Source organism: Terasakiella brassicae, from assembly GCF_014641495.1.
In the GTDB taxonomy this organism is placed as follows: Bacteria; Pseudomonadota; Alphaproteobacteria; order Rhodospirillales; family Terasakiellaceae; genus Terasakiella; species Terasakiella brassicae.
Genome location: NZ_BMHV01000013.1, coordinates 1 through 16,438, shown reverse-complemented (window position 1 = coordinate 16,438; position 16,438 = coordinate 1). Strand labels below are relative to the sequence as shown.

The 16,438-nt window shown below is 48.3% G+C and carries 14 protein-coding genes; 10 read left to right on the top strand and 4 right to left on the bottom strand.

The genetic code is table 11. The features are described 5' to 3' along the window. Window positions 1-54 precede the first annotated feature (54 nt). Genes IEW74_RS10185 through ubiE form a run of 3 tightly spaced genes read right to left on the bottom strand, consistent with a single transcriptional unit; the run spans window position 55 to window position 3,094 of the window. A complete protein-coding gene (locus IEW74_RS10185; protein WP_188664424.1) occupies window positions 55-789 on the bottom strand; it encodes an SDR family oxidoreductase in 735 nt (244 codons plus the stop codon). Between the two features lie 5 nt (window positions 790-794). After that, window positions 795-2,336 (bottom strand): 2-polyprenylphenol 6-hydroxylase, encoded by a 1,542-nt coding sequence (gene ubiB, locus IEW74_RS10180; protein WP_188664423.1) that lies wholly within the window; start codon window positions 2,334-2,336, stop codon window positions 795-797. Continuing rightward, window positions 2,336-3,094 (bottom strand): bifunctional demethylmenaquinone methyltransferase/2-methoxy-6-polyprenyl-1,4-benzoquinol methylase UbiE, encoded by a 759-nt coding sequence (ubiE, locus tag IEW74_RS10175; protein ID WP_188664422.1) that lies wholly within the window; start codon window positions 3,092-3,094, stop codon window positions 2,336-2,338. Before ubiE ends, ubiB begins: the two co-directional genes overlap by 1 nt. 81 nt (window positions 3,095-3,175) lie before the next feature. Between ubiE and mutM the strand changes: the two genes are divergently transcribed. The 8 genes from mutM (at window position 3,176) to gyrB (ending at window position 12,650) form a co-directional block, all read left to right on the top strand. Further along, window positions 3,176-4,003 (top strand): bifunctional DNA-formamidopyrimidine glycosylase/DNA-(apurinic or apyrimidinic site) lyase, encoded by an 828-nt coding sequence (gene mutM / locus IEW74_RS10170; RefSeq protein WP_188664631.1) that lies wholly within the window; start codon window positions 3,176-3,178, stop codon window positions 4,001-4,003. Between the two features lie 15 nt (window positions 4,004-4,018). Continuing rightward, a complete protein-coding gene (locus tag IEW74_RS10165) occupies window positions 4,019-4,387 on the top strand; it encodes a hypothetical protein (protein WP_188664421.1) in 369 nt (122 codons plus the stop codon). A 30-nt stretch (window positions 4,388-4,417) separates the two neighbouring features. Then, window positions 4,418-5,194: an enoyl-CoA hydratase gene (locus tag IEW74_RS10160; RefSeq protein ID WP_188664420.1), complete on the top strand. Its 777-nt coding sequence runs from the start codon at window positions 4,418-4,420 to the stop codon at window positions 5,192-5,194. Window positions 5,195-5,419: 225 nt separating this feature from the next. Then, the gene (rpsT, locus tag IEW74_RS10155) at window positions 5,420-5,683 is read left to right on the top strand and encodes a 30S ribosomal protein S20 (protein WP_188664419.1); all 264 of its coding nucleotides are present in this window, start codon (window positions 5,420-5,422) and stop codon (window positions 5,681-5,683) included. A 441-nt stretch (window positions 5,684-6,124) separates the two neighbouring features. Next, window positions 6,125-7,555 carry a chromosomal replication initiator protein DnaA gene (dnaA, locus tag IEW74_RS10150; RefSeq protein ID WP_229734310.1) on the top strand — a complete coding sequence of 477 codons (1,431 nt, stop codon included), beginning with the start codon at window positions 6,125-6,127 and terminating at the stop codon, window positions 7,553-7,555. Window positions 7,556-7,812: 257 nt separating this feature from the next. Further along, window positions 7,813-8,931, top strand: coding sequence for a DNA polymerase III subunit beta (gene dnaN / locus IEW74_RS10145; RefSeq protein ID WP_188664417.1), 1,119 nt, complete (start codon window positions 7,813-7,815; stop codon window positions 8,929-8,931). A 27-nt stretch (window positions 8,932-8,958) separates the two neighbouring features. Beyond that, window positions 8,959-10,149: a DNA replication/repair protein RecF gene (gene recF / locus IEW74_RS10140; RefSeq protein ID WP_229734309.1), complete on the top strand. Its 1,191-nt coding sequence runs from the start codon at window positions 8,959-8,961 to the stop codon at window positions 10,147-10,149. Between the two features lie 29 nt (window positions 10,150-10,178). Then, the gene (gyrB, locus tag IEW74_RS10135; protein ID WP_188664416.1) at window positions 10,179-12,650 is read left to right on the top strand and encodes a DNA topoisomerase (ATP-hydrolyzing) subunit B; all 2,472 of its coding nucleotides are present in this window, start codon (window positions 10,179-10,181) and stop codon (window positions 12,648-12,650) included. Window positions 12,651-12,778: 128 nt separating this feature from the next. Here the strand turns inward: gyrB and IEW74_RS10130 are convergent, their stop codons facing one another. After that, a complete protein-coding gene (locus IEW74_RS10130) occupies window positions 12,779-13,801 on the bottom strand; it encodes a hypothetical protein (RefSeq protein WP_188664415.1) in 1,023 nt (340 codons plus the stop codon). Between the two features lie 180 nt (window positions 13,802-13,981). Here IEW74_RS10130 and IEW74_RS10125 point away from each other — a divergent pair, with 180 nt between their 5' ends. Together IEW74_RS10125 and IEW74_RS10120 are read left to right on the top strand one after the other, a co-directional pair. Next, window positions 13,982-14,530 (top strand): TnsA endonuclease N-terminal domain-containing protein, encoded by a 549-nt coding sequence (locus IEW74_RS10125; RefSeq protein WP_188664414.1) that lies wholly within the window; start codon window positions 13,982-13,984, stop codon window positions 14,528-14,530. Between the two features lies 1 nt (window position 14,531). After that, window positions 14,532-16,340, top strand: a complete 1,809-nt coding sequence (locus IEW74_RS10120; protein WP_188664413.1) for a TnsB C-terminal domain-containing protein — start codon at window positions 14,532-14,534, stop codon at window positions 16,338-16,340. The last annotated feature ends 98 nt before the right edge of the window (window positions 16,341-16,438 follow it).

Below are 16,438 nucleotides of genomic sequence, written 5' to 3'. Positions count from 1 at the left end.
TAGGGTTATTCAACAAAAAAGAATAACTATATGATTTAATTGTATATATTATAATTAAAAATGAGCCCGTAACCCACCGTCAACAGTCAAAACCTGCCCGGTTACATAAGAAGATGCTGCAGATGCGAGGAAAAGGCAGGCGCCTGCGATCTCTTCGGGGGTGCCCCATCGTTGAAGGGATGTTCGCATTTTTAAAAAGGCGGCGATCGTTTCATCCTCAACCATAGACTGATTGGCTTTGGTGGCAAAAAAACCGGGGGCAATGGCATTGACGTTGATGCCACGCGGGCCAAGTTCTGCCGCCAATGCGCGGGTCAATCCGGTCAGTCCCGCTTTGCTGGCGGTATAAATGGCATCGCCTGCGCGTGCGATATCCCCGGCGATGGAGGTCACATTGATAATCCGTCCGCCGACAGGCATATGACGCGCAACTTGTCGGCTGAGTTCAAAAGGGGCGACAAGGTTGCTGTCGAGCAATTTACGCACATCGCCCAGATCAAACTCATCCACGTTCCGACGATCCCGTCCCCCGGCATTATTCACCAGAATATCCAAGGGGCCGAGGTCGGACAGAATTGGGGCAATAGCAGAGCTGTCTGTGATGTCGAAGGCTGAGGCTTTGGCATTCGGGATGTTCTGGATTGCGGTTTCCAATGTGGTCTGAGTGCGACCATTGAAATAGACAGTTGCCCCGGCTTCGCATAATGCTTTTGCCATTTCGAACCCCAATCCCCGGCTTGCCCCGGTCACGAGGGCAGTTTTGCCGCTGAGGTCAAAAAGCGCATTCATGGGGTTTAATCCAGATATTCGACGATCAAAGCCGCCGCGAGACCAAGGGCAATGACCCACCCCATCCAATTAAACCCGGTATGTCGCACACCGGGGCGTTTGCCGGTATCCAGTTTCAAACCGTTTTTACCGATATCGTCCAATCGTTCTTCGATATTGGCGATGATACGGGGCAGGCGCAGCAAGGTATCGCGGGTTTCGGTGGCAACCGCTTTAACGCGGGCTTGCGGACCGAGGTTGTCACGCATCCAGCGTTCGATAAACGGTTCGGCCAAAAACCACATATTGACATTGGGGTTCAGGTTGCGCCCCACGCCTTCGGCAATCAGCATGGTTTTTTGCAACTGAATTAATTGCGGCTGGGTTTCCATTGCGAAATATTCGGTGACTTCAAACAATTGTGCCAGCAGGCGGGCCATCGAAATTTCATTTTGCGGTAAACCCATAATGGGTTCGGCGATTGAGCGGGCGGCTTGGGTGAAAAGTTCCACCGATTGGTTCATGGGAACCCAGCCTGCCTCGAAATGGACTTCGGCGGCCCGTTTGTAATCGCGTGTGATAAAGGAAAGCAGCAATTCACCCAAATGGCGTTGCGTTGCATGATCCAAACGTCCGGTGATGCCAAAATCAACTGCCGCCAAGCGCCCGTCATTCAGGACGAACATGTTACCGGGGTGCAGGTCGGCATGGAAGAAACCGTCACGGAACACCATGTTGAAAAAGGCCATAGAGGCTTTTTCCAGAATATCGTTGGGATTATGTCCGGCTTTGTTCAGTTCGTCGATTTCGTCCACATTCAGGCCGTGAATACGTTCCAGCACCATGACGCGTTTGGCGCAATAGGGCCATTTGACTTCCGGGATATAGAAATAGTCGTCATCTTTGAAGTTTTCGCGCATTTCATCAGCGGCAGCGGCTTCAAATCGCAAGTCCATTTCAAAACGCACGGTATCTTCCAAGGCCTGAACAGATTCGACCAATTTAAGGCGCATCAGGTCAGGGCGGGCGCGTTCTACCCACTGGGCTATTGTGCTCATCAGGTGGAAGTCAGCCTTGAAATCGCGGCGAATGTTGGGACGCAAAACTTTGACGGCGACTTCTTCACCCTCAATGGTTTTTGCAAAATGAACTTGTGCGATGGAGGCTGCGGCAACCGCTTCATCGTCAAATTCACTGAAGAATTTTTCGACAGGACCGCCAAGATCTTCTTCAATAATGCGTCGGGCCTCTTTGCCGGAAAACGGCGGCAGGCGATCTTGCAGTTCGGTCAGATCGTCGGCAATTTCATCCCCCATGACATCAGGGCGTGTGGACAGAGCCTGCCCCAGTTTAATGGCGGTCGGTCCCAAATCATGCAAGGCGCGGGCAAGGCGTTGACCGGGGCGCATCTGTTTGATCCCGCGCACACGTCCAACCGGAACCAAACGGGCCATAAAGACGATGACCGGGGCAATGCCCAATTGTTCAAACAGGAACAAAACATCATAGCGCGCCAGCGTGAGAGCCACGCTCATCAGACGTTTCAAAATAGTGAGGGACCGAAACATCAAATCTTCCAGCCTGAATGAATGGCGGCAATACCGCCGGTAAGGTTGCGGTATTTCACCTGATCGAAACCGGCATCGCGGATCATTTGCGCAAAGGTTTCCTGTGGTGGAAATTTGCGAATACTTTCGGCCAGATATTGATAGGAATCGCGATCCTTGGCAACAACCGCCCCGATTTCAGGCAGCAGTTTAAAGGAATAGAGGTCGTAAATTTTATCCAGAACCGGCATAACCACCTGAGAAAATTCAAGACACATGAAACGCCCGCCCGGTTTTAGAATACGCTGGGCATCGCGTAAGGCTGCGGGAATGTCTGTCACGTTGCGAATACAAAAAGCAATGGTGTAGGCATCCATTGAATTGTCGGGCACGGGCAGTTGTTCGGCATTGCCACATAGCCAGCTCAGTCCTTCAAGCCGATGGGCATCGACGGCGCGACGCCGCCCAACCTTCAACATTTCATGGTTGATATCGGTGACCGTAATATGACCCTGACCGCCGCGTTTTGTAAAACGGTCCTGAATACGAAAGGCAATGTCACCTGTTCCGCCACCGACATCAATGGTGTTCCATCCCGGTTGTGGGTTGAGCCAATCAACCATTTGATTCTTCCACAGGCGGTGAATGCCGGCGCTCATCAAATCGTTCATAATATCGTAGCTGGAGGCAACGCTGTCGAAGACACCGCGCACCATCTTCGCTTTTTCATCCTTGGCTACCGTACGGAAACCGAAATGTGTCGTATCTTGATCGGACATGCCTTAAATTCTCTTTTAATATAGAATGAGCGAGAAAATAGCCTAAGGTCATGCAATAGGCTAGCATTAATGGAGAAGAATTTGCCTGAATTACCCGAAGTCGAAACAGTACGCCTTGGTCTGTTGCCCGCCTTGGAAGGCAGAACGATCAATGATGTGGTTGTCCGTAGGCGGGATTTACGTACACCGGTGCCTGAAAATTTTGAAGATCGTGTACGAAATCAAAAAGTTTTAGGCTTGAGCCAACGTTCCAAATATATCCTGATTTTGTTGGAAAGCGGCGAGACAATTATCATTCATCTGGGGATGTCGGGCCGGATCAGAATTGAAGAGGGTAATCCTTGTGAACCGGATAAACATGATCATATCGAATTCATAACCGATTCGCGCCATTGTATCCGTTTTGGCGACCCGCGCCGTTTTGGTTTTGTCGATTTGATCCAGGCCGGGCAGGTCGATCTTTATCCGTCATTGGCTAAATTAGGGCCGGAACCGTTGGATGCTGCCTTTGAAGGGGACGTACTTTATGATCGATTGAAAGGACGTCAAACCACGATGAAGGCGGTTTTGATGGATCAACGCATTATTGCGGGACTGGGGAATATATATGTCAATGAAGCCTTGTTTCGTGCCGGGATCACACCGCAGAAAAAAGCGGGGAGTCTGAGCCGTGCACAGGCTGAAAAACTGGTCAAGGTGATTAAAGATGTCTTGCAAGAGGCGATTTGTGCCGGGGGATCATCTTTGAAAGATCATCGCCAAACGGATGGGGAACTGGGATATTTTCAACATTCCTTTCAAGTCTATGGACGCGAGGGAGAGACTTGTCTGAATTGCCAAAGCGAGATCATTCAGCGTATGGTTCAGCAAGGACGATCCACTTTTTACTGTTCGAGGTGCCAACAATAAGGTATGAGGTTGGACATGAAACATGCATTGCGCATAGGATTGCTGGCGGTTCTGTTGCTTTTCAACAGGCAGGCATTGTCACAGGATCTGACATTTTTGTCGGCTCTTGAGGATGTGCCCTTGATGGAAGGTTTGCAGGAAGCAACGCAGGATACGGTAAATTTCGACACGCCATCGGGTCGTATCGTCGAGTCTTATGCGGTTGGCAATGTCACAAAAAAGTCCGTGTTGTCTTATTATAAAGAAAGCCTACCCGCATTGGGATGGAAGCAAATCGCAAGGGGTACTTTTATGCGTGAGGGGGAATATTTGAAGATTTCGGTCTCCACGCAGGACAACAATGTGACCGTTCATTTTGCATTGTCACCGAAACGAGGGAACTAAACGTTCCAGAATAATTTAGGGATAGGAAATATGGCTTACGAACATATTCTCGCAGAGAAAAAAGGCCGCGTCGGTCTGATTACACTTAACCGCCCCAAGGCATTGAACGCGTTGTGTACGCCGTTGATTGACGAGTTGGGCGCTGCGCTGGACGTCTTTGAGGCAGATAGCGAAATCGGGTGTATCGTCCTGACAGGTAGCGAGAAAGCCTTTGCTGCCGGTGCCGATATTAAAGAAATGTCTGAACGTGATTTTATCGACGTTTATTCCAATGATTTCATTACAGATGATTGGGAAAAAGTGGCCAAGTGCCGCAAACCCGTCATTGCCGCTGTTGCCGGTTACGCACTGGGCGGCGGGTGTGAAATGGCCATGATGTGTGATTTTATCATTGCGGCAGATAACGCCAAATTCGGTCAGCCGGAAATCACAATCGGGACCATCCCGGGGGCCGGTGGTACGCAACGTTTGACGCGTGCAGTTGGCAAGGCCAAAGCGATGGAAATGTGCCTGACAGGCCGTATTATGGACGCAGAAGAAGCCGAACGTTCCGGCTTGGTCACACGTATTGTCCCGCTGGATAACCTGCTTGAAAATGCACTGGAAACGGCGGATAAAATTGCCAAACTGTCTCAACCCGTTGTGATGATGGCAAAAGAATCGGTCAATAAGGCATTTGAGACGACTTTGGCGGAAGGTGTTATGTTTGAACGCCGTGCGTTCCATACCACATTTGCCCTGGAAGACCGCAAAGAAGGGATGTCCGCTTTTGCAGAAAAGCGCCAACCCAACTTCCAAAACAAGTAATGATAAAGAAAAGCAGACAGAAGAATCGCTGTTTGCTTTTTTATATATCGCTCATAAACCCCGCGACTTTTGACAGATGTCAGTCTTTTACATTTTTAAAGGTTGCGGGTTTCGCATTGAAAAGTGCCGTTTGTAACTTTTCTGCAATTGAGTCTTGACGTGGTTGTGGGAACTCCTTATAAGCCCCCAACCGATTTTAGAAATCAGATTTTTCAGGAACTAGTGATGGCTAACACCCAAAACGCAAAAAAACGCGACCGTCAAAATGCACGCCGCACTGCAGTAAACTCTGCACGTGTTGGCCGTATCCGCACCTTCATCAAAAAAGTAGAAGCTGCGATTGAAGCTGGCGATAAAGCCGCTGCACAGTCTGCGTTTCAAGTTGCTATGCCGGCCTTGCACGGTGGCGTCTCTAAAGGCGTTGTGCACAAAAATACAGCTGCACGCAAGCTGTCCCGTTTGTCTACACGCATTAAAGCACTCGCTTAATCGTAAGACAAAATCGGGATTCGAAGTTCTGACAAAAGGGTCGCAAGCATTTGCCGTTGCGACCCTTTTGTCGTGCTTAAAACCCAGAGTTACCTAGGGTTTTGCCGGGCGGCGTCAAGTTATTTTTTTCGTAATAGTACAAATGAAGCGGTGGACTCTTCGCGCTCGTGGCGATAAAGTTATCCACAACCTTGATCCGGTTACACGGCGGTGTTGATGAACACTGCACAAAAATCATAAAGGCCGGATCTGTCATATAAAAAATGAACTACGCATAAGCGAGGTTTCTTCTTCATTGAAGGAGAGCGGTGCCTGCAGTGATCTATTGGTTGATGGATCGCGGTTAGGAGCCTTTAAGAATAAATGAGTTGGGCAATCGAGGGCGCCAGAACGCGTGATCGATTCGGGTTAGGAATATTATTGGGCATGTCTCAGGCGAGTATGACTTCAACATTGGACGGTGAATGGGCGCAGGTTTGTTCCCATATGCGTGACGAAATTGGCGAAGCGGCATTTGATAGTTGGTTTAAACCGATGGCCGTTCATTCCGTGGATGCGGGGACGGCAAATATCTGCGTGCCGACTCGATTTATGCGGGACTGGATCGCGAATAACTACCTCAATCAGATTAGGGCGTTGTGGTCATCCTTGAACCATCAGATTACGGATGTGGAAATCATTGTGACCAATACGCAATCCGGTCATGGGATTCTGGCGCAAGCCAGTCAAAACGCCCGTCAAGCGCAGGGCAATCCGGCGCAGCCAATGCAAAAAACACCTGTGCAGGCGCAGGAGGCACCTTCTTATGGACGCCCGCAGGAAATGCCAAACCTTGCCGACCAACTCGGCGCGCAGCTTGATCCGCGCTATACCTTTGATAATTTTGTGGTGGGCAAGCCGAACGAATTTGCCCATGCTGCCTCTAAACGTGTGGCCGAAGCCGACATACCGCCATTTAATCCGCTGTTTCTTTACGGGGGGGTCGGTCTTGGTAAAACCCACTTGATGCATGCAATTGCCCATCATATGCGCCTCGTGCATCCCAATCGCACCGTGGTTTATTTGTCGGCTGAAAAGTTCATGTATCGTTTTATTCGGGCGCTGCGTGAACAAAAAACCGTCGATTTCAAAGAACAGTTTCGCAGTGTCGATATGTTGTTGATTGATGATGTGCAATTTATTGCCGGAAAAGAATCAACGCAGGAAGAATTGTTCCACACCTTTAACTCGTTGGTGGATCAGGGCCGTCAGATCGTTCTGTCTGCGGATAAATCGCCGTCCGATATTGAAGGGTTGGAAGATCGCTTGAAATCACGCTTGAACCACGGCCTTGTGGCGGATTTACATGCGACGACTTACGAACTCCGTTTGGGAATTTTGCTCTCCAAGGCAGAACAACTGGGTGTTGAACTGCCGAGTAAGGTTACAGAATTTCTAGCATACAAGATCGCCTCGAACGTGCGTGAGCTGGAAGGCGCGTTAAATCGTATTGTGGCGCATTCCCAGCTTGTCGGGCGACCCATTACGCTGGAAACCTCGCAAGAGGTGTTGCACGACCTTCTCAGGGCCAATGATCGCCGGGTGACGATTGAGGAAATCCAGAAAAAAGTCGCTGAACATTTCAATATCCGTGTTTCGGATATGCATTCTGCACGCCGTGCCCGTTCTGTGGCGCGTCCTCGCCAAATCGCCATGTATCTGTCCAAGCAATTGACGTCGCGCTCATTACCTGAAATTGGGCGCAAGTTCGGTGGACGTGATCATACAACCGTTATGCATGCGGTTAAGAAGGTTGAGGAACTCGGCCTCCATGATCGTGATTTTGCCGAGGATGTGGAGCTTCTGCGTCGCATGCTGGGTGGTGTCAGCTGATCCTTTTTAGTAAAAAAATCCATATAATCTATCTCGGTTTGAACCGCATGGTTGAGTCTGTATCACGGGTAAGCGAAAGCCTTTAATTTTTCTGTGAAAAACAGGCGAAAAAGCTTCGATTTCTCGCAGGCTTTGTTATAATGGCGGACCGTTTTGTCGGGGGTGGGGTTAATCCTTTGTGAATCCAAGATAAAATGGTATTCGATGGATAAGCGAAATCAGTTATTTGTAATCATATTTGAAGCGATAAGAACGTTATGAAAATTACTATCGAACGCGCAAAGCTTATGAAGTCTCTGGCTCACGTGCAAAGTGTTGTGGAACGCCGCACCACTATTCCGATTTTAAGCAATGTGAAACTGGATGCTCATGGGGGGCGTTTGTCTCTGAACGCAACGGATATGGACCTCGATATCGTTGAAACGGTTGATTGTGAAGTGATTAGCGAAGGTGCGACCACCGCTCCGGCTCATATGCTGTACGACATCGTGCGCAAACTGCCCGATGGTTCGCAGGTTGAACTGGATAACGGCGCCAATGAAGGATTGCTGACCTTGCGTGCCGGGCGTTCCAAATTTACGCTGGCTTGTTTGCCGACGATGGATTTCCCGTTGATGTCCGGCGGGGAACTTGATCATAACTTCGCCCTGCCCGCTGGCGAGCTCAAAGGCATTATTGATCGTACCCGTTTTGCGATTTCGACCGAAGAAACCCGCTATTACCTGAATGGTATTTATGTGCATGCCGGTGAAAATAACGGCGTACCGGTCTTGCGTGCGGTGGCAACGGACGGTCACCGTCTTGCCAGTGTGGAAGTGCCCATGCCGGAAGGTGCGTCTGACATGCCGGGCGTTATCGTGCCGCGCAAAACCGTTGCAGAATTGCGCAAACTGATTGATGAAAGCAACGATGATGTTTCGATTTCCCTGTCAGAAACCAAGGTTCGTTTTGCTTTCGGCGAGGTGGTTTTGACCTCCAAGCTTATCGACGGGACTTTCCCCGATTATGAACGGGTTATTCCGACCAATAACGACAAGATGATGGAGCTGGATTGTAAAACCTTCGCTGCGGCGGTGGATCGTGTATCTGCAATTTCGACCGAAAAATCCCGTGGGATTAAATTGGAGATCACCCCGGGTTCATTGGTTCTGTCGGCAAGCAGTCCGGATGCGGGCAGTGCGACCGAAGAAATCGAAGTCAGTTACGCTCACGACAGAATCGAGATCGGGTTCAATTCCAAATACCTGCTGGATATCGCGCAGCAAGTCGAGGGCGAAACCGCACAGTTTATGTTGTCTGACGGTGGGGCACCAACCATTGTACGCGATGCCGCCGATAGCAGCGCCCTGTACGTTTTGATGCCGATGCGTGTGTGATCGACGCAGGCAAAGTGATTATTCAAGGTGAATGAAGCCGTCGAAAAAAACGTTCTTGGAGGGGCGGTGCCGATCAGTGTGACGCGCCTGACACTCAGTAATTTTCGATGTTATGAATTTCAACGCCTTGATCTGGACAGTCGGCCTGTGGTGCTGTGTGGGCGCAACGGGGCCGGCAAGACAAATATCCTCGAAGCGGTGTCGCTGTTGACACCGGGACGGGGAATGCGCCGGGCCAAGGCTGTTGATCTTGCCCGCCGCGACGAAGGTTGTGATGAAGATAGCGGTCGCCCGTGGGGGGTGGCTGCAACGGTGCATACCGTTGGCGGTCCAATTGATATCGGGACAGGCCGTGAAGAAACAGGACGGAGCGGAACACGTGAACGTCGTGTTGTAAGGATTGAAGGCGAAACGGCACGGGGGCAAAATGTTCTGGCTCAATATGTCGATGCCGTTTGGTTGTTACCGCAGATGGATCGTCTGTTTCTGGATGGCCCTATTGCGCGACGCCGTTTTCTGGATCGTTTGGTGTTTGGCTTTGATGACAAACATGCCGGACGAATGAATGCGTATGAGCATGGGATGCGCGAGCGTGCCAAACTGCTCAAAACCGGTCGCAAGGACGATCGCTGGCTGTCTGGTCTGGAAGATCAGATGGCAACCAAGGCGGTGGCTGTTGCGGCGGCGCGCAAGGATATTGGGCAAAGGCTGAATATTCTGGCCGTTGAAGGTTATGGCCCTTTTCCCGGTGCGCGCCTGCAACCGAGCGGGATGATCGAAAGCTGGCTGGATGACTTCAGCGCGCTGGAGGTCGAAGATAAATTCCGTGTCTTTCTGGCGGAGCATCGCAGCATTGATGCCCAGCTTGGCGGGGCATCAGACGGGGTACATAAAAGTGATCTTTCGGTACGTCATGTGCCCAAAGATCAACCGGCGGAAGTTTGTTCCACCGGGGAACAAAAAGCGTTGTTGACCGGCATGGTGCTGGCCAACACCAAAGCGTTGGCTTTGGACCGGGGGCGGGTTCCGCTTCTGTTGCTGGACGAGGTGGGGGCCCATCTTGATCAGGATCGCCGCAAGGCGTTGTTCGAAGCCATCCGTGCCATCGGCGCACAAGCCTGGATGACAGGGACCGATCAGGAGGTTTTTGCCCCCTTATCGGGACAAGCCAATTTTTTCAATGTGGAAAAATCGGCTGTTGAACGGGTAAACGAATAAGACGAAGGTTAAACTTGGGTAGATAGACCATGAGTGAAGAAAACCAGATCAGCGGTGAAGCCAATGTTGAAGCATACGGCGCAGATTCCATTAAGGTTCTACGCGGTCTTGAGGCTGTGCGAAAACGCCCCGGTATGTATATCGGGGACACAGATGATGGAACCGGCCTGCACCACATGGTTTACGAGGTTGTTGATAACGGAATTGACGAAGCCTTGGCCGGACATTGCGATACCTTGACGGTGACGCTCAATGGCGATGGCTCAGTTACCGTATCGGATAACGGACGCGGCATTCCGGTTGATATCCATGCTGAAGAAGGTGTGTCTGCCGCCGAAGTTATTATGACCCAGTTGCATGCGGGCGGGAAGTTTGACAGCAACTCCTACAAGGTTTCCGGTGGCTTGCATGGTGTCGGGGTTTCTGTTGTAAATGCCTTGTCTGACTGGTTGGAATTGCGCATTTATCGCGATGGTAAAGAACATTACGTTCGTTTTGAAGATGGGGCGGCGGTTGAATCGCTCAAGGTTGTCGGGGAAGCGCCAAAAAAAGAAGATGGCAGCTACCAGACCGGGACATTTGTGACGTTTCATGCCTCTGAAGAAATCTTTGCGATTACGGAATATGATTATAATACGCTGGAACACCGTTTGCGCGAACTCGCCTTTTTGAATTCCGGTGTCGGTATGTTGCTGCGCGATGAACGCCATGCTGAACCGCATGAAACGGCGATGCGTTACGATGGTGGCTTGCTGGAATTTGTCAAATATGTCGATCGGTCCAAAAACGCCCTTGTGCCGGACCCGGTCTATATGAACGGCAATAAAATTGATAATAATGGCGATGAAGTCGGGGTTGAAGTTTCTATGCAATGGAACGACAGCTATCACGAAAATGTCTTGTGTTTTACCAATAATATTCCGCAACGTGACGGCGGAACCCATTTGGCGGGGTTCCGGGGTGCCTTGACCCGAACGGTGAATGCCTACGCCCAATCCAGCGGTTTGGCGAAAAAGATGAAAGTGTCGATCTCCGGGGAAGACATCCGTGAGGGATTAACCTGCGTGGTTTCTGTGAAAGTGCCGGATCCGAAATTCTCGTCCCAAACCAAAGACAAGCTGGTATCCAGTGAAGTTCGCCCCGTTGTCGAAGGCGTTGTCGGGGAAACCTTGGCCGAATGGTTTGAAGAACACCCCAACGAAGCTCGCCAAATTATCAGTAAAATTTGCGAAGCGGCTGCGGCGCGTGATGCGGCCCGAAAAGCGCGGGAATTGACCCGTCGCAAAGGCGTGATGGATATCTCTTCTTTACCCGGTAAATTGGCCGATTGTCAGGAACGTGATCCTGCCAAATCCGAACTGTTTATCGTGGAAGGGGACTCCGCCGGTGGATCTGCGAAGCAGGGCCGTGATCGTAAAAGTCAGGCTATTCTACCGCTTAAAGGTAAAATTCTTAACGTGGAACGTGCCCGTTTCGATAAGATGTTAAGCTCTGCCGAGGTCGGGACATTAATCACCGCAATGGGAACCGGCATCGGGCGGGAAGATTTTAATATCGAGAAATGCCGCTATCATAAAATTATCATTATGACCGATGCGGACGTGGATGGATCGCACATTCGAACCTTGCTGTTAACCTTCTTTTTCCGTCAAATGCCGGAAATTATTGAACGCGGTTACCTTTATATCGCTCAGCCGCCGCTTTATCGTGTGAAGCGCGGTAATTCGGAAGTCTATCTAAAAGATGAAAAGGCTTTGGAAGATCATTTGGTCAACTTGGCGGTGGATGATTGCCTGTTGACACTTCATTCCGGTCATCAAATCGGTGGGGACGATTTGCGCTCGCGTATCAATAATGCGCGTCGGGTTAAGTCCTTGTTGGCCAAACTGGCGACCAAGGTGCCGTCTTCTATTCTGGAACAAGCCGCGATTGCCGGGGCGCTGGATGTGACGTTGTTGCAGGATGAAGAACGTGGGGCTGTAATGGCGCAAAAAGTGGCTGAACAACTGGATGCCAATGAAATTGATCTTGCCCGTGGCTGGGAAGGTTCCGTTTTGGATGATGGCAGTCTCTCTTTTACCCGGACATTGCGTGGGGTGAAAGAAACGCATGTTCTGGATCATGGTATTCTGCGTTCTGCTGAAGCGCGGGCCTTGAATAATCTGGCGGCAGAATTGACGGAAAGTTTTGCGAAATCGGCAAAACTGGTTCAAAAGGAAAAGGAATACGAGATCAACGGACCGGTCAAACTGGTCGATACGGTGACCGAGTTGGGCAAAAAAGGTATGAATGTCCAACGTTATAAGGGGTTGGGCGAGATGAACCCGGAACAGCTGTGGGAAACCACATTGGACGAAAGTGCCCGTTCCTTACTGCAAGTGAAGGTCAATCATGTGGACGAAGCCGAAGAAGTCTTCTCAACCCTGATGGGCGATGTGGTCGAACCCCGCCGTGATTTCATTCAGGACAATGCCTTGAAAGTCTCCAATCTGGATGCTTAGGGCGATTGTTCCTGTCAAATGACTCATAAAGTGAGAAACCTGACACATAAAATGCGAATTCTATGACGCATAAAATGAGAACACCCCGATACAACCCTATCGGGGTGTTCTCATTTCAAATTCTATATTTAAGCTAAACCGTAATCTTTGATGCCTTGGCGCATAATTTCGTTCATTACGATATTATATCGCATAGGTTTTTCACTGCTTTCAGGTTTACGCATGATTTCTAATCCCGATTTGGGATTATACTCAATTATACCAATTTGCTGGATTCCAAGCTCATCAATGGCTGAATTGATTTGATCTAAAGGCCATGGTGAAGTGTTCATTGAATATAGCCACAAGTGCCGGAAGAAACTTGAGCGATAATCAATTGTTGCTAGCAGTCGCTGAAAGGTACTATCTCTTTTTGGAGTTAGGCCTTTAAGAATAAGAAAACCGTCTAAATTTGATATTTGACCTTCTTCACCGTGCTGGAGCGCTACAGCGTCAATGCTCACATAGCGAAATTGGAAGTGGTCGAAATAAATACTGACGTTCTCGCTTTCATAAATAATAGCCTGTTGTTGCTCAAGCGCTGCTGTTCGTTCTCTTTCTTCATTAGCCCTGCTTTTGTTGTGACGGCTTTGAAACGTATGTGTCGGGGTATAAGGCTCGAAAGTTGGGTTTTTATCAAGGAGGCGACTTAATATATCTCGAATTTTAGCAACTGAGACAGGTTCTTCCTGCATTCTTTTAAGAAGCTTAATCGCTTCCATTGGATCGTATTTATAAATTCGAAAGTACAATTCCATTTTAGGGAATTGACCAATTATCTCAGCAACAATTCCTGGCTTCCATTCTTTCAAGCCCAACATTTCTTGCAGGAAATCTTTTTCCGCTTTTTCGTGATTCTCTAAGAGGCGTTTTGTTGTGCTTTGTCGTTGTAGGGCATTTCGGCTGTATCCTGTCGCTTGTTCCACATCGTTCCAAAAAGCTTCTCTATTCGGATACACGCTCAAAAGTTCTGGGCTTTGGAGCATTTTCTCCACACATGAAGCTAGCTCCAGCCAGTCCATTCTTTTAGCTTTTGCGCCTTGAATTTTTTCAAATTGCTCAATGAAGAACTCAGAACTCATAAGTGTTGCTCGTTTAATAATGCGTTTCATATGAGAAGTAGCATAAAATAAATCGTTGCACAAATTATGAAATGTTGCATAATATGAAACGTTTCATAATCGAGGCATAATTTGAAGAAGCTTGATATTAATGCTCCGCGTAGCAGAAAAGTTGTTCGGCGAACAACTCACCGGGTCGTTGGCCGATCCCCAAGTTTAAAAGTGGGCAGAATGATCCATTGGGAGTCTCAGATTGAACGAGACATGATCAAGCTTCTTGAGTTTGACCCAGCAGTTCTTCGTTATGCTGAACAGCCGACGCCTATGAAATATCTACAGAATGGAAAGCAGCGCCAATATACACCGGATTTCTTGGTAGAAACGCGCTCAGGCCTATCTGTTATAGAGGTGAAACCTGCCGCACACCTGACAAAGGAACCTTTCTGCAGTTTGCTGCCTGTTATTAGAGAGTATTATGATGGACAGAATATTCCCTTTTCTGTGATGACTGATGTTGAAATTCGCAGAGAACCGCGTTTAGCAAATATTAGTCTAATTTTGCGTTATCAAAGACAAAATGTTTCCTTGCTTAAAATTCATAAGGTCTTGGATTTATTGGTGCTTAGCCCATGCGCAGCTGATGAACTTTTGGATCAATTGCGGTCAACTGAGCTCACATTTTTTGACCTCTGCGCAATGATTGCCAAAGGTCTTTTGTGGACAGATATAGACCAAAAATTCGACGCAAAATCTATTCTCTATAGGCCGGACGGAGGGTAGCATGAGTGCTGTTAGAATTGGTATCGGTACTGAATTATCAATTAAAGATAAAATTTTTGCAGTTCGACAGAACCTTGGGAATGGGATCCTTCAACTCGAAGCGAAAATGGACGGTGAATTACAGCGTATTCCCCGAATTACATTGGCGAATGCTTTGGTTGTCGGAGATGCGCAAATACATTCAATAAAAAATAAAATTGTATCGTCCCCAAAGGCAGATCTTTCGGCGTTACCTCAGAAAGACCAGAAGGAGGTTATGCGCCGTTGGGAATACATCAAAATGGTTGAATTTCCTCAAATTGCACAAACCGGGAAAAATTTGGTGAAAGCTGTAATTCCCTTAGCTGCAGAAAAAATGGGCGATGTTAATCCTCCAAGTTGGCAGCAGTTATATAGATGGCTGAAGTTATATCGAGATGGTGGTTGCGATATATGTGCGTTGATTCCAAAGACGAAGAAAAGAGGTAATCGACGTAGTAAGCTCCCTATCGAGGTTCATCAGTCAATCCAGGAAATTATCAAAGAGAGGTTTCTCATAACCACCCGTCCACGAGTTTCTGATGTATACAGTGCCGTAATTGTAGCCATTAAACGCCAAAATCAAATGCGCCCTGAATGGGAGCAGCTTCCAACGCCAAATATTCGAACGCTTTATCGAGAGATTGCTAAGCTTGATAAGTATACATTCCTTGAGGGCCGTTATGGGAAGGCGATTGCACAAAAAGAAACACGACATATAGGTAAGGGAGCAGAGTCCACGAGACCTTTAGAACGTATAGAAATTGATCACACTGTAATGGATATAATGGTTGTTGCTGCTGAGAATGAGAGAATTGTATATGGCCGTCCGACTTTGACTATGGTCATTGATCATTTTACAAGAATGCCTCTTGGCTATTATGTGGGCTTTGAGCCGCCAAGCACAGCATCAGTTATGATGGCCCTTCGAAATGCATTTTCCCCTAAAGATTGGGTGAATGAAAGATATCCTGATATTAAAGGGAAGTGGCCTTGCTATGGTGTGCCAGAAATGTTGGTGACAGATAATGGCGCTGAATTTCATTCAAACGATTTAGATCTTGCGTGTGCACAGTTAGGCATTTTGATTCAACATAACAAAGTTAAATCACCTTGGACTAAGGGTACCGTCGAGAGGTTTCTTGGAGAAATTAGTCGTTCTCTTTTATCTCAAGCTCCTGGCAAAACATTCCATAAGGTGGATGCCAGAGCGGAATATAAGTCCGTTGAAGAAGCTATTATTTCATTAGAAAAACTGGATGAAGTGATCTGTCAGTGGATTGTGGATGTTCACGCTGTTCAGATGCATGAAGGAATAAACGCTATTCCTTTGGAGAGATGGGAAGAGGGAGTGGAAGTTTTCCCACCACGCTTGTTCTCATCATCTGAAGATTTAGACATTTTACTGGCAGGCAATCAACCTCAGAGAAGACTTCATCCCCAGGGTATTGTGTTCAATCGCCTCAGGTATAATTCTCCAGAATTATCAGTGATGAGAAATAGCCTCCCGCAAGGAGTAAAGGTTGATTTTAAATTTGACCACATGGATCTTGGGCAAATTTATGTTTTAGATCCTCGCACAGAAGAATATTTAGCTGTACCTGCACTTGAACAAGACTACGCGAAAGGCTTGGGATACTGGCAACACAGAGTGGTTAGTAGGTATTATCGTGAATTACGTGAAGCAGGTATTGATACCCAGACGCTTGCCGAAGCGAAAGAAAGCATTCATCGCAAAATTCGGGAAACATCTGAGAAAACAGGTAAAAAGAGGACTGGACCCGTCCCCTAAAACTGGAGAGCACCTTCTGTTAAACTGAGATTTACAGGAGGAATAAATGAGTCTCAAAAAATCTGATGAATTTAAAAGCGAAGCCGTCCAGCTTGCAC